The sequence below is a fragment of the Photobacterium sp. NCIMB 13483 genome (genome assembly GCF_003025475.1).
In the GTDB taxonomy this organism is placed as follows: Bacteria; Pseudomonadota; Gammaproteobacteria; order Enterobacterales; family Vibrionaceae; genus Photobacterium; species Photobacterium piscicola.
Genome location: NZ_PYLV01000030.1, coordinates 36,522 through 51,864, shown reverse-complemented (window position 1 = coordinate 51,864; position 15,343 = coordinate 36,522). Strand labels below are relative to the sequence as shown.

At 42.1% G+C, this 15,343-nt stretch carries 14 protein-coding genes; 8 read left to right on the top strand and 6 right to left on the bottom strand.

The window, feature by feature from the left end; all coding sequences use genetic code 11:
• Nucleotides 1-265 precede the first annotated feature (265 nt).
• Nucleotides 266-1,177, bottom strand: a complete 912-nt coding sequence (locus C9I86_RS17995) for a D-2-hydroxyacid dehydrogenase (protein ID WP_107277102.1) — start codon at nucleotides 1,175-1,177, stop codon at nucleotides 266-268.
• Nucleotides 1,178-1,244: 67 nt separating this feature from the next.
• On the opposite strand from C9I86_RS17995, the gene C9I86_RS17990 reads away from it, so the two are divergent.
• Complete coding sequence (locus C9I86_RS17990) at nucleotides 1,245-1,835, top strand: YjaG family protein (RefSeq protein ID WP_080158711.1); 591 nt, start codon at nucleotides 1,245-1,247, stop codon at nucleotides 1,833-1,835.
• A gap of 582 nt (nucleotides 1,836-2,417) precedes the next feature.
• Entirely contained in the window at nucleotides 2,418-3,722 is a 1,305-nt protein-coding gene (gene brnQ, locus C9I86_RS17985) for a branched-chain amino acid transport system II carrier protein (protein WP_107277101.1), read from the top strand.
• Nucleotides 3,723-3,841: 119 nt separating this feature from the next.
• Here the strand turns inward: brnQ and C9I86_RS17980 are convergent, their stop codons facing one another.
• Entirely contained in the window at nucleotides 3,842-4,900 is a 1,059-nt protein-coding gene (locus tag C9I86_RS17980) for a CNNM domain-containing protein (RefSeq protein ID WP_080158709.1), read from the bottom strand.
• 228 nt (nucleotides 4,901-5,128) lie between these two features.
• Here C9I86_RS17980 and hupA point away from each other — a divergent pair, with 228 nt between their 5' ends.
• Together hupA and C9I86_RS17970 are read left to right on the top strand one after the other, a co-directional pair.
• Nucleotides 5,129-5,401, top strand: a complete 273-nt coding sequence (gene hupA / locus C9I86_RS17975) for a nucleoid-associated protein HU-alpha (RefSeq protein ID WP_036788936.1) — start codon at nucleotides 5,129-5,131, stop codon at nucleotides 5,399-5,401.
• A 43-nt stretch (nucleotides 5,402-5,444) separates the two neighbouring features.
• Entirely contained in the window at nucleotides 5,445-6,119 is a 675-nt protein-coding gene (locus C9I86_RS17970) for a DUF1481 domain-containing protein (protein ID WP_080158708.1), read from the top strand.
• Between the two features lie 83 nt (nucleotides 6,120-6,202).
• Here the strand turns inward: C9I86_RS17970 and purD are convergent, their stop codons facing one another.
• On the bottom strand, nucleotides 6,203-7,489 hold the full coding sequence (gene purD, locus C9I86_RS17965) for a phosphoribosylamine--glycine ligase (RefSeq protein ID WP_107277100.1): 1,287 nt from the start codon (nucleotides 7,487-7,489) through the stop codon (nucleotides 6,203-6,205).
• Nucleotides 7,490-7,598: 109 nt separating this feature from the next.
• The gene (gene purH, locus C9I86_RS17960; protein ID WP_080158706.1) at nucleotides 7,599-9,191 is read right to left on the bottom strand and encodes a bifunctional phosphoribosylaminoimidazolecarboxamide formyltransferase/IMP cyclohydrolase; all 1,593 of its coding nucleotides are present in this window, start codon (nucleotides 9,189-9,191) and stop codon (nucleotides 7,599-7,601) included.
• A 226-nt stretch (nucleotides 9,192-9,417) separates the two neighbouring features.
• Here purH and zntR point away from each other — a divergent pair, with 226 nt between their 5' ends.
• Entirely contained in the window at nucleotides 9,418-9,888 is a 471-nt protein-coding gene (gene zntR / locus C9I86_RS17955) for a Zn(2+)-responsive transcriptional regulator (protein ID WP_080158705.1), read from the top strand.
• On the opposite strand, the gene C9I86_RS17950 is transcribed toward zntR, so the two are convergent.
• Complete coding sequence (locus C9I86_RS17950) at nucleotides 9,885-10,091, bottom strand: hypothetical protein (protein WP_080158704.1); 207 nt, start codon at nucleotides 10,089-10,091, stop codon at nucleotides 9,885-9,887. The genes zntR and C9I86_RS17950 overlap by 4 nt on opposite strands.
• Before the next feature lie 176 nt (nucleotides 10,092-10,267).
• On the opposite strand from C9I86_RS17950, the gene C9I86_RS17945 reads away from it, so the two are divergent.
• On the top strand, nucleotides 10,268-10,549 hold the full coding sequence (locus tag C9I86_RS17945) for a pyrimidine/purine nucleoside phosphorylase (RefSeq protein ID WP_036788928.1): 282 nt from the start codon (nucleotides 10,268-10,270) through the stop codon (nucleotides 10,547-10,549).
• 69 nt (nucleotides 10,550-10,618) lie between these two features.
• On the opposite strand, the gene malI is transcribed toward C9I86_RS17945, so the two are convergent.
• A complete protein-coding gene (gene malI / locus C9I86_RS17940) occupies nucleotides 10,619-11,647 on the bottom strand; it encodes a Mal regulon transcriptional regulator MalI (RefSeq protein ID WP_107277099.1) in 1,029 nt (342 codons plus the stop codon).
• Nucleotides 11,648-11,931: 284 nt separating this feature from the next.
• On the opposite strand from malI, the gene malX reads away from it, so the two are divergent.
• Nucleotides 11,932-13,509 (top strand): maltose/glucose-specific PTS transporter subunit IIBC, encoded by a 1,578-nt coding sequence (gene malX / locus C9I86_RS17935; RefSeq protein WP_107277098.1) that lies wholly within the window; start codon nucleotides 11,932-11,934, stop codon nucleotides 13,507-13,509.
• A gap of 66 nt (nucleotides 13,510-13,575) precedes the next feature.
• Nucleotides 13,576-14,754, top strand: a complete 1,179-nt coding sequence (locus tag C9I86_RS17930) for a MalY/PatB family protein (protein WP_107277097.1) — start codon at nucleotides 13,576-13,578, stop codon at nucleotides 14,752-14,754.
• Nucleotides 14,755-15,343 lie beyond the last annotated feature (589 nt).

Genomic DNA, 15,343 nt, shown 5'->3' with positions numbered 1-15,343 from the left:
CAGAAAGCTTTGTACTACCAGAAAGGCAGGAAAGAAGTTATCCAAGGGCAGTAAAGAAAAGGCCTAGTCGCTATGCGACTAGGCCTTCAAGGAAGCGTAAATTATCTTAATTCACATGCATTACGCCATCTCGGTGTGGTTTTTTTTCGTCATTATTTTATGGGCGCTTCAAAAACCACTGCAGGTTAAGCAGGATCTTGCTAGGATCGTTGTTGTTAGTGAAATGTGAACTACTGATAATATTAATAGTTAGTGGTCTAATCTATTAATAACCTCTTTTAAAATCAATGAGATAGTTAAGTTTTTGCTGTTGTTGAAAACGGAAGTAGTTAGCTTTAAAAATAGTAAATACTTGTTCTGGAAAGCTTTCTGCTGCAATGTGCGGCGTAATGGTGATCTTTGGGTGGAGCCAAAAAGGGTGATTTGGTATAAGCGGCTCTGTTTTGAATACATCAATGAAGGCATGAGCAATATATTGTTGCTCAAGTGCCATTATTAGTGCTTGTTCATTAACAGCATTACCTCGACCAACGTTGAAAAATAGTGCATTTTTGCAATGACTAAAGCTATCTTGATCAAAAAGATCATCGGTGTCAGCGGTTGCGGGTAAAATTGAAATAACATAATCGGCTTGAGTCAGAGCGGTGTTTAAGTCGGTAATAGCATAGGTTTGCTGAAAATCAGCGCTGGCAGCGATACCATTACGGTTTACACCAATGATATGGCAGCCAAGTACTGTTCCAACCTTTGCTAAGTGTTGCCCAATAGTGCCTGTGCCGATAATCACCATGGTTTTACCTACCATGGATTGATAAGGATGTGATTGCCAATGTGATTGCTGTTGTTGCACTTTATATTGATGAAAATGACGCTGGTGGTTGAGAATATGGCCTAAAATATATTCGGCGATCAACGGACCAAAGATCCCGCGAATATTAGTCAGTTGATAATTTTGTCTAATCTCGGGTTTAATCAGCGCATCAATACCAGCATAAGTGGATTGTAGCCATTGTAGATGTGGATATTTTGCTAAATGGGGGGCTATCAATGGAGGATCTGCAAGCAATACGGTGGCTTGTTGCGGATCTTCTGTTATTTTCAACAGAGGTAGCTGTGCGTTAGTCAGCAATTGTACATAACGTTGCTGTTGCCGAGAGACGATCTTAACTTTGATCATGCTTTTCCTTTTGTAGCTTTCGTTTATCAAGTAAACTTCAACCTAAATCACTACTGTAGATTATCCCATGCTTAAGAATCCAATCCAGTTACGTTTAGAAAAATTAGAACCTTGGCAACATCTGACTTTTATGGTGTCGTTATGTGAGCGTATGTATCCGAACTACGCTTTTTTCTGTGCTGAAACACAGTTTACTGATGGTCAACGTTACCGAGTGATCTTAGATAGCGTGTGGGAGATCCTCACGGTTAAAAATGCCAAAATTAACTTTGAAAGTCAGCTTGAAAAGTTAGAAGACATGGTACCAAGTGAAAACGATTATGATCTGTATGCCGTGCGCCCCGCGATTGATGCTTGTGTAGCACTTGCAGATCTTTTACATGCGATGTTAGATCGTGATCTGATGATGGAAACTGTCGTTAAGTTAAGTGCTCTATCTGCCGAAACTGTGGCGGATTTAGAGTCTGCACAAACAGGCATTGAAATTACTAACGACAATCAAAAACAAAATGAAGCAGTATGCGCAGAGTGGGATACTCAGTGGGAAATTTTCCGCGCGCTAAAAGAAGCAGAGCGTCGTGATATCGATTTAATTAAAGATCTGCGTGCGGAGTTACGTGATGAGCCAATTAGTAATATCGGTATTGAATGTAATTAATCGTTATTGACTCAATAAAAAAGAAGCCTATGGGCTTCTTTTTTTTTATTTGGTGTTATTTTTTTAGTGTAATTTAGGTTAATTATTATTTGAACTGTAATGAATAAATGCTGTTTATGATGTGATAATTAGGCAATGGATATTTTATGTTAAAAAAATGTTGAATTCACTTCAGTTGTTTATGCTAATTTGAAACTTTAAAAGCAGTGAATGTGACTGCTTAGCGGATAAAGTTTACGCCATTCCACTTATTTTGTTTTGGCTCTTGTAATCGTAGCCCGTTGGCGTTTATAACATAACCATTGCGTAGCACTTCAGTTACGCCATTCGTGGTCTGTTAGTTAGAAGGAGGCAAATATGAAACATTCTACTGTAAACGTTGTTATATCTTGCTTCAGTTCGACTATCGTTGCTATTTGCAAATCAATGGCGACTTCGCTCCTCCTGCTCTCTTTGAATCTTATTCAAGGCTGACAGGCCATACCTATTTTTCTGTCAGCTTGTGAGCAAGCTAGCAGGATCTACTTACGTTACATCCCATCTCGCTTTCTCCAAGCTGCAAAGTAATTACCAAGGAATACTATGTTAAGTGCACGTAATATCGCCGCCTTAGGCTTCATGACTTTCGCCATGTATTTAGGTGCGGGAAATTTAATTTTTCCTCCTTATTTAGGTTATCAAGCGGGAGATAATTTTCTTAGCGGTATGGCGGGCTTTTTATTAACAGGCGTTGGCTTACCTGCAATAGCGTTAGTGATTGTCGCTTGGGTACGCGGTTCTGATAATTTAACGGCTGCGTTACCTAAACCGTTAGCGACCAGCTTTTGGGTGATGCTGTTTATTGTTATCGGTCCTGCCTTTATTATTCCTCGTACTATTACCGTTGCTTATCAATTTAGTTTGGCGCCATTTATTGGTGATAGTGGCTTAATTCCATTTTCAATTGTGTTTTGTTTCGCGGCGATTTTATTTTCGTTATATCCAGGGAAGTTGGTAAATAGCTTGGGGAAATGGTTAACACCAGTATTGTTGACTATTTTAACGATTATGGCCGTGGTTGCGTTGTTGTACCCATCAGGAGAGGTGCATGTTGCTTCTGGCCCTTATGCGACTGGCGCGATGGCTGAGGGAATGACACAAGGTTACATGACGATGGATGCACTTGGTTCGATTGGCTTTGGCTGGGTGATCTTTAGAGCGATTGAAGGGATGGGGGTTAAGTGCCCTAAAGCTATCGCTAAATATACTTTTATTGCTGCGATCATGTATGCATCAGCGATGGCATTAGTGTATTTGTCATTGGCGTATATTGGTGTGACCAGTGCAGACTTAGGCACAGGCTTTGCAAATGGCGGTGAAATATTAACGGCATTTACTAACTTACATTTTGGCGCTTTTGGTACCATCATTTTAGGGTCGGTATTGGTGCTAGCTTGTTTGACTACCGCGATTGGTGTGACAACGGCAGGCAGTGAATTTTATAGTCGCAGCTTTAGTAAAGTCACTTACTCTAAAAGTGTGTGGGTAATTATGGCGCTATCAGGTCTTATTGCGAATGTTGGTTTAGCACAGTTATTAGAAGTGACCTTACCTGTTGTGGTGGCATTACACCCCATTGCGATTGCGTTATTAATGATTGCGCCACTGCGCCATCAATTATCTCAAGCTGCGGTATTGACGGTGGTGGCAACCGCTGCGGTATTTGGTTGTGTTGATGCGGCTCATATTCTTGGTGTGATGCCTACGGCGGTTGATAACGCTTTAACGGCACACTTACCGTTATATCATTATTATGCTGGCTGGGTTTTACCGACAGTATTGGTGTTGATAGCGGGCTGGATGGTGAGTCGTCTGAGTGGTTATAGTTATTGTGTGGATAACAACTGATCGGTAAATTGTAATTAGCTGTTATCGTTATTAATGACAGAAGAAGAATAATAAAAAGGGACCGTTTATGGTCCCTTTTTTGTGGCTAGTATTAATGTGGCTAGTATTAATGATGTGTTTTAAATATCGTCATCATTATTTTCAATCATCTTATGTTTTTTCTTCCACTTATCCCAACGTTGATAAGCTAACTGCTGCATGTCGGTGTTTTTATCGGCTTCATCAACGATTTCTTCGCCAACTAAACTTTCAAAAATATCTTCCAGAGTAACAAGCCCTTGGACAGTGCCGTATTCATCAACGATAAGAATTAACTGTGAACGCTCTTTCATTAAGCGCTCAAATGCCTTTGGTACACTGACATTATTCATTATTACTGGTAGAGGGCGCATTAATGCTCCTAGCTCTTGACCACCTTTACCTGCTTGGCTTTCTGCAAACAATTCTAAGCGATGCACAAACCCGACAATGTTGTCGCTTTGCTCGCTGAACACTAATGGGCGTGAGAACGGGCTACTTTTATGTTTGGTTAAAAATTCGTTGATGGTTTGCTCAGCATTGACACGGAATAATACCGGACGCGGGGTCATGATCTTGGTGACGCTGACATCTTTAAATTGCAGTAGGTTGGTGAGGATTTTCGACTCGCCAGCACCCAATTCGCCTGATTCGTGGGCTAGCATTGCCATGGCTGATAATTCATCTCGTAGCTTGGGTTGGACGTGACCATGCGCCAAACGACGGGTGATTTGTTCTGATATCCATACGAGTGGCATTAATACAATCACCATCCAACGTAATAAAATGGCACTGGTTGGTGCTAATTGACGCCAATAGGTTGCACCAATAGTTTTAGGAATGATTTCTGACAGTAATAAAATACCAACGGTAAGTGCACCAGAGAATACCCCCAGCCATTCACTACCAAAGACAACGGTCGCTTGCGCACCTGCGGTTGCAGCACCCACGGTATGGGCCACAGTATTTAGGGTTAAGATTGAGGCTAAGGGTCGATCTATATTATCTTTGAGTGCGGCAAGTTTAGCTGCTGCGGGGTGGTTTTGTTGACGTAAAGTACCGATATATCCCGGCGAAATACTCAATAAAACCGCTTCTAAAACGGAACAAATAAACGACACCCCTATTGCTACAGAGATGTAAATCGTAAGCAGTACCATATCAACCTGTCAATTAATCAGCGAATTTCGGCTATATTAATCGGGGCTGGTGGAAATAAAAACAACTCTTTTTTGAATGTTATTAGTAACATTTTGTGAACTTTAGCTCAGTTTATGGTTAAAGAGTCTCCATTTAGACAGATAAAAGCCGACAAACCTTTGCCACACAGGCTTCTTTTGAATTAGAGTTGGGCGGTATTAAGCCCAAAACCTTAGAAGGGAAACCTAATGAACAAGACCCAACTGATTGACCTGATCGCAGAAAAAGCAGATTTGTCGAAAGCACAAGCAAAATTAGCATTGGAAGCTACTCTTGAAGGCGTTACTGATGCGCTAAAAGATGGCGACCAGGTTCAACTAATTGGCTTTGGTACATTTAAAGTGAATCATCGTGCAGCTCGCACTGGCCGTAACCCTCAAACAGGTGCGGAAATTCAAATTGCTGCTGCTAACGTTCCTGCGTTTGTAGCGGGCAAGGCACTTAAAGACGCGTTAAAGTAATTGAAAATAGCGCCGGTTTGCATTTGCGACTGGCGTTTTTTTTATGACACGTCTAACGCTTTCTCTGGCGGTTGTATTTTTACTTACAGGCTGTGCGGCAAGCGACATGGCTGAAAATGCAGTAATTACGCCTAAAACTGTCACTGTTGCTCAAATGGCAACTGATGGCCCTCATTTTTATTGGTATACCTTTCGTCCTGATCAGCCTATAACGCTCAGTGAGCGTGTTTTCACTCCAAATCAAGGACAATATCAAGCTAACTACCGTTGGCGTTCAGGACAGCTGTTTGAGCTCTATCAACAGGGTCAGCAACGTATCGATGGCAGCCTTATTCCATTTCAGTTGCAATTACGATTTGATAGCCATGGTTTAGCGGTATTTCAGCGTTACCAGCAAGGGCAAAATATCCTTCCGCTATCCAATGAGAAAATTGATAAATTACGCCAGCAAGCACAAGCATTAGCAGCCACCGTCGAACAACTGTCTGATCGTCAGCAAACATGGGTACAAGGGCATTGGCAACAGCAGCAATTTATTCCGTGTCAGCAGCAACAACCGATCGAGGTAGTTGCTCAAGCGTCGGCTGAAAAACTATCAGGTCAGGGGTATATGGCCGTCAGTGGTCAATTACGACAACAGCAATTGGTGGTTGATGATGTGTTACTGCAACGCCAACAGCAGCAGTGTTTGGTAGCACCGAATTTATTGAAAGACTGATCTGTTTCATTTCTGTTCAATATTTATTCGTTATAAAAAAACGCGCCCTGTGAGCGCGTTTTTTTAGGATTGACGTGGAGGGGTTATTGTTCGCGAGCAATGGCACGATAGCCAATATCATCACGATAGAACATGCCATTCCATGAGATTTGCTGTGCTAATGCATAAGCACGTTGTTGTGCTGCTAGAACGGTATCACCCATTGCCGTCGCACATAACACTCGGCCACCATTAGTGATGACATCACCGTGAACATTATTGGTGGTACCTGCATGGAATATTTTTTCTCCCGCTAATTCTTGTTGAGGTAAGCCGTTAATAATATCGCCTTTGTTATAATCGGCAGGATAACCGCCAGCAGCTAGTACAATTCCAATAGCCGCGCGAGGATCCCATTTTGACTCAACGCTATCAAGTTTGCCATCAATGGCAGCTAAGCAAAGCTCAACCAAATCTGATTGCATCCGTAGCATAATCGGTTGCGTTTCTGGATCGCCAAAACGGCAGTTATATTCAATCACTTTTGGGGTGCCGTCAGCCATTACCATCAAACCGGCGTAGAGAAAGCCAGTGTAAGGAGCGCCTTCTACCGCCATACCTTCAACGGTAGGATAGATCACTTCTTTCATCACGCGATCATGAATTTGTTGCGTAACAACGGGGGCTGGTGAGTAAGCGCCCATACCGCCAGTGTTGGGACCTGTATCGCCATTACCGACGCGTTTATGATCTTGGCTGGTGGCCATCGGTAAAACGTTTTTACCGTCGACCATGACGATGAAGCTGGCTTCTTCGCCATCAAGAAACTCTTCTATCACAACCCGATGTCCGGCTTCACCAAAGGCGTTACCAGCTAACATATCGCGTACAGCAGCTTCGGCTTCTTGTTCTGTCATGGCAACAATTACGCCTTTACCTGCCGCGAGACCATCGGCTTTGACTACAATCGGTGCGCCTTTTTGTTTTAGGTAAGCTAAAGCAGGTTCAATTTCAGTAAAGTTTTGGTAATCGGCGGTGGGAATATTGTGGCGAGCTAAAAAATCTTTAGTGAACGCTTTAGATCCTTCAAGTTGAGCTGCGGCTTGAGTGGGACCAAAAATGGCTAATCCAGCAGCACGAAAGGCATCAACGACACCAATCACTAATGGTACTTCTGGGCCAACAATAGTCAGTTCGATGTGATTGTTCTGCGCAAACGCAACTAAACCAGTAATATTCTCAACGCTAATATCAATATTTTCTAATTTTGGTTCAAGGGCAGTGCCAGCATTACCTGGGGCGATGAAGATTTTTTCTACCGTTGGATTTTGTGCGACTTTCCAACCCAGTGCGTGTTCGCGGCCACCGTTACCAATGATCAGTACTTTCATCGTTAATCCTTATTGCTTTACGCTAAATACTTAAAAATCTCTGCTCTTTATAATAAAAGAGCAGAGACTAAATCGACATTGTTTGCTCACTTAAGTCAGTGATAACAACTTAGTGGCGGAAGTGACGCATACCAGTAAACACCATTGCCATGCCGTGTTCATCTGCCGCGGCAATGACTTCATCATCACGCATAGAGCCTCCCGGTTGAATAACACAGGTAATCCCCGCTTCTGCTGCGGCATCAATACCATCACGGAAAGGGAAGAACGCATCTGATGCCATCACACTGCCCGCCACTTCCAGATTTTCGTCAGCGGCTTTAATGCCGGCAATTTTGGCAGAATAAACGCGGCTCATTTGACCGGCACCGACACCGATAGTCATATTGCCTTTGGCATAGACAATCGCGTTCGATTTAACATATTTCGCCACTTTCCAGCAAAATAGTGCATCACGTAATTCGTCAGCGGTTGGTTGGCGCTTTGATACCACTGTGAGATCATTTACCGATACCATGCCTTGGTCACGATCTTGAACCAATAAGCCACCATTGACACGTTTAACATCAAAACCGGTAGTTTTAGTCGACCATTGACCACACTCAAGTAGGCGTAAGTTTTTCTTAGCAGCGATAATCGCTGTTGCTTGTGGTGAGACTTTAGGCGCAATGATCACTTCAACAAATTGGCGATCAACGATAGCTTGTGCGGTTGCTGCATCAAGTTCACGGTTAAAAGCAATAATGCCACCAAAGGCAGAGGTAGGGTCGGTTTTGTAAGCGCGATCGTAGGCTTCAAGCAGATTCTCACCTAGAGCGACACCGCATGGGTTGGCGTGTTTTACAATCACACAGGCAGGAAGGTCAAATTCTTTAACACACTCAAGTGCCGCGTCAGTATCGGCAATGTTGTTGTATGAAAGCGCCTTACCTTGTAGTTGCGTTGCTGTAGCAACCGAGGCTTCTTGTGGGTGTGCTTCAACATAGAATGCGGCTGCTTGGTGGCTGTTTTCCCCGTAGCGCATGTCTTGTTTTTTCTCGAACTGTTGATTGAAAGTGCGGGGGAACGTTGACTCTTGATCTCCTTCTTTGTTATCGCCGTAAGAAGGCACCATAGTACCGAAGTAGTTGGCTATCATACCGTCGTAAGCGGCAGTATGTTCAAATGCAGCAATAGCTAAATCAAACCGTGTCGCCTGAGTTAATGAGCCGTTATTGGCACTCATTTCAGTAAGGACGCGATCATAATCGTCAGCATTGACCACAATCGTTACGTCTTTGTGGTTTTTAGCCGCTGAGCGCACCATGGTTGGCCCGCCAATATCAATATTTTCTACTGCATCTTCTAAACTGCAATGAGGGTTAGCAACGGTTTCGGCAAACGGATAGAGGTTAACTACCACCATATCAATGGGGTTTATACCGTGTTGTGCCATGATCGCATCATCAATGCCACGGCGGCCTAAAACACCACCGTGTACTTTAGGGTGTAGGGTTTTTACACGGCCATCCATCATCTCAGGAAAGTGGGTGTAATCTGAAACCTCAGTAACTGCAATGTTTTGTTCTGCAAGTAAACGAGCGGTACCACCCGTAGATAAGATCTCTATGCCGCGATTGGCGAGGGCGTGAGCGAATTCAACAATACCAGTTTTGTCTGATACGCTGAGCAGCGCACGGCGAATAGGACGAACGTTTTCCATTGCTACCATCTCTCTAATACACAGTGAATAGGATATTTTTCAATACCAATCTACTGGGATTAGATTGGCGTTGAGAAATATCCTCGGCTAAAATCGAGCAAAGCTAAAAATAAGTAAACGATATGTATCAATCTGATGCCTATTCTACATGAATATCGATATTGCGCAAACGTTTGCTATTTGAGTGTGATCACTGAAATATCGAGGTAGTCGAAAGGACGTTTAAATGTATTTAATAGGGCAACTAGCAAAATTATGTAATGTCAGTAGTGATACATTACGTTTTTATGAAAAGAATGGGTTGATTGAACCTGCGGGTAGAAGTGACAGTGGTTATCGCCTCTATAGTGAGGATAACTTATCACGGGTTAAATTTATTTTACGGGCAAAAGCGATTGGTTTGAGTCTCGGTGAAATATGTGAGTTACTGGATATTCGTCTTGAAGCAAGTCAACATAGTTGTGCTGAAGTTAAAGCGATCACGCAGGCTAAATTAGATGAAGTGGATAGTAAAATTGCTGAACTACAACGGATCCGTGGCGCGTTAAAAAAGATCAATGACGCTTGTTGTGGTCATCGTAATGATGACGCTAGCCATTGTTCTATTCTTGGTGCGTTGAATGACAGTGATGATATGGCAAACCCTGAAGTAAAACCTGAGCCTTGTCATTCAGGGCAATGCCAATGTGGTCATTAATCGCTGGTGGCTTGTTTGACATTACTGATCACATCTTTGGTTGTGTCTCGAAAGAAATGACCAGTAGCTTTGGTTGCATCACGAGTAGCATGACCGACCTCAGTTAAGCCTTGTTTGAGATCTTGCTTATTTTGGCTTGAACAACCGACTACAGCAAAGGTGCTTATAATAAGGGCTGCGATGGTTATCTTTTTCAATGTCATAATTCCAACAAATAGCGATGGGCTCCAGTGTAGTACTTTTTAGTGTAGATCCAAGTGAAAACTGGCCCAGTGCGTCATATTTTTGACGAATATTTTTCGTTAGTGGTTCATTTGAAATTGTGATAGTTTCAGGGCTTCTAAAATTTGCTTTACCTGTTTAGCAATAAGGAAATTCAATGTTAAAAGTGAATGAATATTTTGATGGCCAAGTGAAATCTGTTGGCTTTGAATCTGCCGGTGATCATGCCAGTGTTGGTGTGATGGTAGCAGGTGAATATACTTTTTCAACCGCGGCCCCTGAGCGTATGACTGTCGTAAAAGGCGAGCTTACCGTAAAACTTCCGGGTCATGTTGATTGGGAAACTTATGGTGCTGGTGATGATTTTGAAGTGCCTGGTGATAGCGCATTCCATGTAAAAGTGACCAAGACCACAGCCTACTTGTGTGATTACCTATAAGGTATATCGCTGCTAAATTATAAATAAAAAAGCTTCGTTATGGCGAAGCTTTTTTATTGGTTGCGGTTATTAGGCTGAATCGCGGCAGATAAGTTGTGGTGTGAGGATTATATGCTGAACGGCACTATCATTTGCTTTCATTCGCATAAGTAAGCGCTGACCAGCTTGATAGCCAATATTTCTGACGGGTGAACTTACAACGGTCAATGATGGTTGGCTTAATGTGGCTTCTACAATATCATCAAAACTAATGATCGCGACCTGTTGATCAATATAATTATCTTTTCCAACACTTTTCCCGCACCGTTTGACACCATATATAGCCCCTAATGCGACAGTGGGACTATGACATAAGATCGCGGTTATTTTGGGGTGCTGAGTTAATAACTGCTGTACCGTTGTTGCTGCATGTAATTGTTGATTTCCAGCTTCAATGATCCATTCATTTTTAAATGGCAATCCATATTGGATCAATGTACTACCAAAGCCCCCTAAGCGTTCTGCACGCGTTAAAGACTCCCCAGATCCTCCCACATAAGCGATATGACGATGGCCTTGCTTAATTAAATATTGACTGGCAATAACAGCAGCTTGGTGATTATCTGGAGCGATATAATCAACGTCGTTGTTAACTGTTGCTCGTGCTAAACAGATGGCAGGGATCCCTGCTTGTTGTGCCATGGTAATAACCGTTGCGGTTGCTTCTCTTTCAGGGCTAAAAGCGATACCTGCGACACCTTGCTGAATCATCGATTGTACACATTGGATTAGTTTTTGCGGATTATGATTCGATTGCGCTAAAAATAATAAATACCCTTGTTGTTCTAATACCTCACTAATACCTGCGGTAATCTCTGTATAAAAAGGATCGGTAATATCGGCTAATACCAATCCGATCAAATTGGAGTGAGATGTGCGTAAATTTGCCGCCGCAGTATTACGAACATAGCCTAAATCAGCGACAGCTTGATTCACTTTATCAATGGTTGCGGTTGATATTCGACCTTTATTACTGAGCACTAATGAGACGGTAGAGACAGATACATCAGCATAGGCTGCGACATCAGTTATTTTTATTTTGGGTGTCTTACTCGCCATAAGTGAATGTTTCCTATTCATGTTGTTGCATTTGAAAATGTTAGATTGATAGTGATTATTCTAACAGGATCACAAATTTGGAAATGGGTGCTAACGCGCTATATTTCCGTGATCTTGTTAGCGATAAAAATAGGTAAAACGTTTTATCATTGATTGCGTAATTTATCAAAAGCGTTGGCAGAAGTCTTGAGCTCATCTTTGTCGACGTTTTTTTTCAATAAAGAGCTAAAACGATTTACCTCTTTATTATTGACGTTGACTGTATCGGTAGTGAGTGATTTATTATGGCTAAATCTGCACCTAAAACGACGCTGTGGGAATTTTTCCAAAGCTTAGGCAAAACCTTCATGCTTCCTGTCGCATTATTGGCGTTCTCAGGTATTTTATTGGGGATCGGTAGTTCACTGTCGAGTGCTGCTGTAAAAGAGAGCATGCCTTTTTTAGATAACACCATTTTGCAATTATTGTTTATGTGGATGACTAAAATTGGTCTAGTGGCCTTTATTTATCTACCTATTATGTTTGCGGTTGCGATTCCTCTGGGGCTTGCGCGAGAAGAAAAGGGCGTCGCTGCTTTTGCTGGCTTTGTCGGTTATTCCGCATTAAATCTTTCGATTAATTTCTATTTAACCGTTGCGGGTGTTATTGGCGATCCAACGGCAGAAAAAGCGTATGGGGTTAAGTCAATTCTTGGGGTTGAATCGATTGATACTGGTATTTTAGGAGCGGTCATTGTCGGTATTATCGTTGCTAAACTGCATGCACGTTTTTATACCTATAAGATGCCGGATGCATTGGCTTTCTTTGGGGGGGCGCGTTTTGTTCCTATCATTTCAACTTTAGTCTTGGGTGTGGTTGGTTTAGTCGTTCCTGTGGTGTGGCCATATTTCGCGATGGGTATTACTGGTATTGGTAACTTGATTTCTCATGCTGGTCCGTTTGGTCCATTCTTATTTGGTACTGGTGAACGCTTGTTGTTACCTTTTGGTTTGCATCATGTTTTAGTTGCTTTAGTACGTTTTACTGAGGCGGGTGGTTCGTTAGAAGTGTGTGGTAAAACGGTCAGTGGTGCGCTGAATATTTTCTATTCAGAACTAGCATGTCCAACGTCTCAAGGCTTCTCTGGCTCTGCAACTGCCTTTTTATCTCAAGGTAAAATGCCGGTCTTCTTAGGGGGGTTACCTGGTGCAGCTTTAGCGATGTACCATTGTGCGCGCCTTGAGAATCGTAGCAAGGTTAAAGCATTATTATTATCAGGTGTGATTGCTTGTATTATTGGTGGTATCACCGAGCCATTAGAATTTTTGTTCCTGTTTGTTGCTCCTGCGTTGTATGTCGTGCATGCGATTTTAACTGGAGTTGGCTTTATGGTGATGGGCTTGCTTGGGGTAACGATTGGTAATACTGATGGTAATATCATCGACTTCTTAATTTTTGGTGTGCTACAAGGCACGGCAACAAAGTGGTATTTAGTGCCGTTAGTTGCTGCGATTTTGTTTGTGGTTTATTACAGCGTGTTCCGCTTTGCAATTACGCGTTTTAATCTTAAAACGCCAGGGCGTGAAGTTGAAACTGAAGCAGCATTGGCCTTTGCTGTAACGGGTGAAAAAACCACCGGCTATAAAGGCGATATAATTTTAGCGGCATTAGGCGGGGCTGATAATTTAGTCTCGTTAGATAACTGTATTACGCGGTTACGCTTATCGGTTAATGATATGAGTTTAGTCAATGATGCTGTTCTAAAGGCTAATGGTGCTTTAGGGGTGGTTAAGCTTGATGAACATAACTTACAAGTGGTGATTGGGCCACAGGTTCATATGGTTAAAAACGAAATTCAAGGACTGCTACCTGTTAGCGCATAACGTAACGAGCGGAGCTTAACGCTCCGCTTTTTTTTGACATTTTTTAAGGTTACTTGCGAGGTTGTTATGTTTGATTTTTCTACGCCTGTGAATCGCTACGGTACTTATTGTACGCAATGGGACTATGTGGCTGATCGTTTTGGTAGCGATGATTTATTACCCTTCACGATTTCTGATATGGATTTTGCTGTTGCGCCGTGTATTCAACAAGCGTTAACGACACGGTTAGCTCATGGCGTGTTTGGCTATAGTCGTTGGAACCATCATGATTTTAAGTCTGCTATTACAGGATGGTTTTCTCATCGTTATCATACTGAAATAAATCCTGATCATATTGTTTATGGACCATCGGTTATTTATATTATTTCGCAGCTGGTACAGCAGTGGACTGAAACTGGCGATGGTATTTTAGTTCATACTCCTGCTTATGATGCCTTTGCGAATATGATTCAGGCCAACCAACGGCAGTTGCTCACTAGTCCATTACTGAAAACTCATCGTGGTGGTTACGAGATTGATTGGCCACAGTTTGAGGCGCAAGCTGCACGTGCTGAGTGTAAGGTCTTGCTATTGTGTAGTCCTCAAAACCCGACAGGGCGGGTGTGGACACGGGCTGAACTTAGTCGTATGGCGCAGATCTGCCAGTTGCATCAAGTGAAAGTCATTTCTGATGATATCCATATGGATATGGCTTTTAATGAGTATATTCCATGGCCAGCAGTCGCAATGGATGATAATTGGGCATTAGTATCTTCAGGCTCCAAGTCATTTAATATTCCTGCATTAACAGGTGCCTATGCCTTTATTGCGGATTCTGTGGTTTGTGAGCGTTATTTAATCCAATTGAAAGCTGCACATGGTTTATCGTCACCGTCTATTTTAGGTGTTATTGGGCATATAGCGGCCTATAACGAAGGTGAGGAATGGCTAGAGAGCTTGAAAGAATATCTACAAGCGAATTTACACTATGTGGCACAGCAGCTTGAATACGCGTTTCCTGAGCTTAACTACTGCGTACCGCAAGGAACCTATTTGGCATGGATTGATTTACGTCCTCTTAATGTTGATATGGATGCATTACAGCATTTATTAATTAATGAGTACCGCGTTGCGATTATGCGTGGTGATACTTATGGCGTGGAAGGAATTGGGCATGTGCGTTTAAATGTTGGATGCCCACGTAGCAAGGTGGAAATTGGTGTACAAGCGCTGGTCGCTGCATTACATCAACTGGTAAAGTGTTAATTGTTGTTATTGATATTTAATGTTATTGAGACGATGGCCTTGTTAAGGCAAGTTACGTTGCAGTAGTGAGTGTGGCCAATAACGTATAATTGGCCGCACTTCTATATCCTGAGTGAATACATATTTAGGCGGGTACGATATAATTAAGCACACTTTTATGTACTAAGTGAAGATTAATTATGCGCAAATGCAGTAAGTGTCAGTCTTATGATATTGACAGAAAACATCGAAAATTCTTCCAACGTTTGTTTATTAAACGTGTCACCATTTGTAATGAATGCGGTCATATCCATAAAGACTTTAAGTATACGTTTTTAAATAAATCAGATAACTAAATTTTGAGCCTGATATATTTTAAGCCGTATGCGCATTTTTTATTGTTATAAATCGCTGTTGTACAGGGATCATTTTATTTATATGAATGGCGTTTTTATCAAATGATAAAAATAAATGTTAATGTCGAGAGGGGCTTAACGCTCTATTGATGATTAAATGGCATTATTTGCACCAAACAACACCGCTATTATTATGCAACTTGTTTTACTTTGAGTGTATTTGAAGTATGCTTTACGTTGTATATTGTGATGTT

Coding starts and splice junctions, on each gene's coding strand:
- C9I86_RS17995 (WP_107277102.1), bottom strand. CDS start 1,177: ATGATCAAAGTTAAGATCGTCTCTCGGCAACAGCAACGTTATGTACAA.
- C9I86_RS17990 (WP_080158711.1), top strand. CDS start 1,245: ATGCTTAAGAATCCAATCCAGTTACGTTTAGAAAAATTAGAACCTTGG.
- brnQ (WP_107277101.1), top strand. CDS start 2,418: ATGTTAAGTGCACGTAATATCGCCGCCTTAGGCTTCATGACTTTCGCC.
- C9I86_RS17980 (WP_080158709.1), bottom strand. CDS start 4,900: ATGGTACTGCTTACGATTTACATCTCTGTAGCAATAGGGGTGTCGTTT.
- hupA (WP_036788936.1), top strand. CDS start 5,129: ATGAACAAGACCCAACTGATTGACCTGATCGCAGAAAAAGCAGATTTG.
- C9I86_RS17970 (WP_080158708.1), top strand. CDS start 5,445: ATGACACGTCTAACGCTTTCTCTGGCGGTTGTATTTTTACTTACAGGC.
- purD (WP_107277100.1), bottom strand. CDS start 7,489: ATGAAAGTACTGATCATTGGTAACGGTGGCCGCGAACACGCACTGGGT.
- purH (WP_080158706.1), bottom strand. CDS start 9,191: ATGGAAAACGTTCGTCCTATTCGCCGTGCGCTGCTCAGCGTATCAGAC.
- zntR (WP_080158705.1), top strand. CDS start 9,418: ATGTATTTAATAGGGCAACTAGCAAAATTATGTAATGTCAGTAGTGAT.
- C9I86_RS17950 (WP_080158704.1), bottom strand. CDS start 10,091: ATGACATTGAAAAAGATAACCATCGCAGCCCTTATTATAAGCACCTTT.
- C9I86_RS17945 (WP_036788928.1), top strand. CDS start 10,268: ATGTTAAAAGTGAATGAATATTTTGATGGCCAAGTGAAATCTGTTGGC.
- malI (WP_107277099.1), bottom strand. CDS start 11,647: ATGGCGAGTAAGACACCCAAAATAAAAATAACTGATGTCGCAGCCTAT.
- malX (WP_107277098.1), top strand. CDS start 11,932: ATGGCTAAATCTGCACCTAAAACGACGCTGTGGGAATTTTTCCAAAGC.
- C9I86_RS17930 (WP_107277097.1), top strand. CDS start 13,576: ATGTTTGATTTTTCTACGCCTGTGAATCGCTACGGTACTTATTGTACG.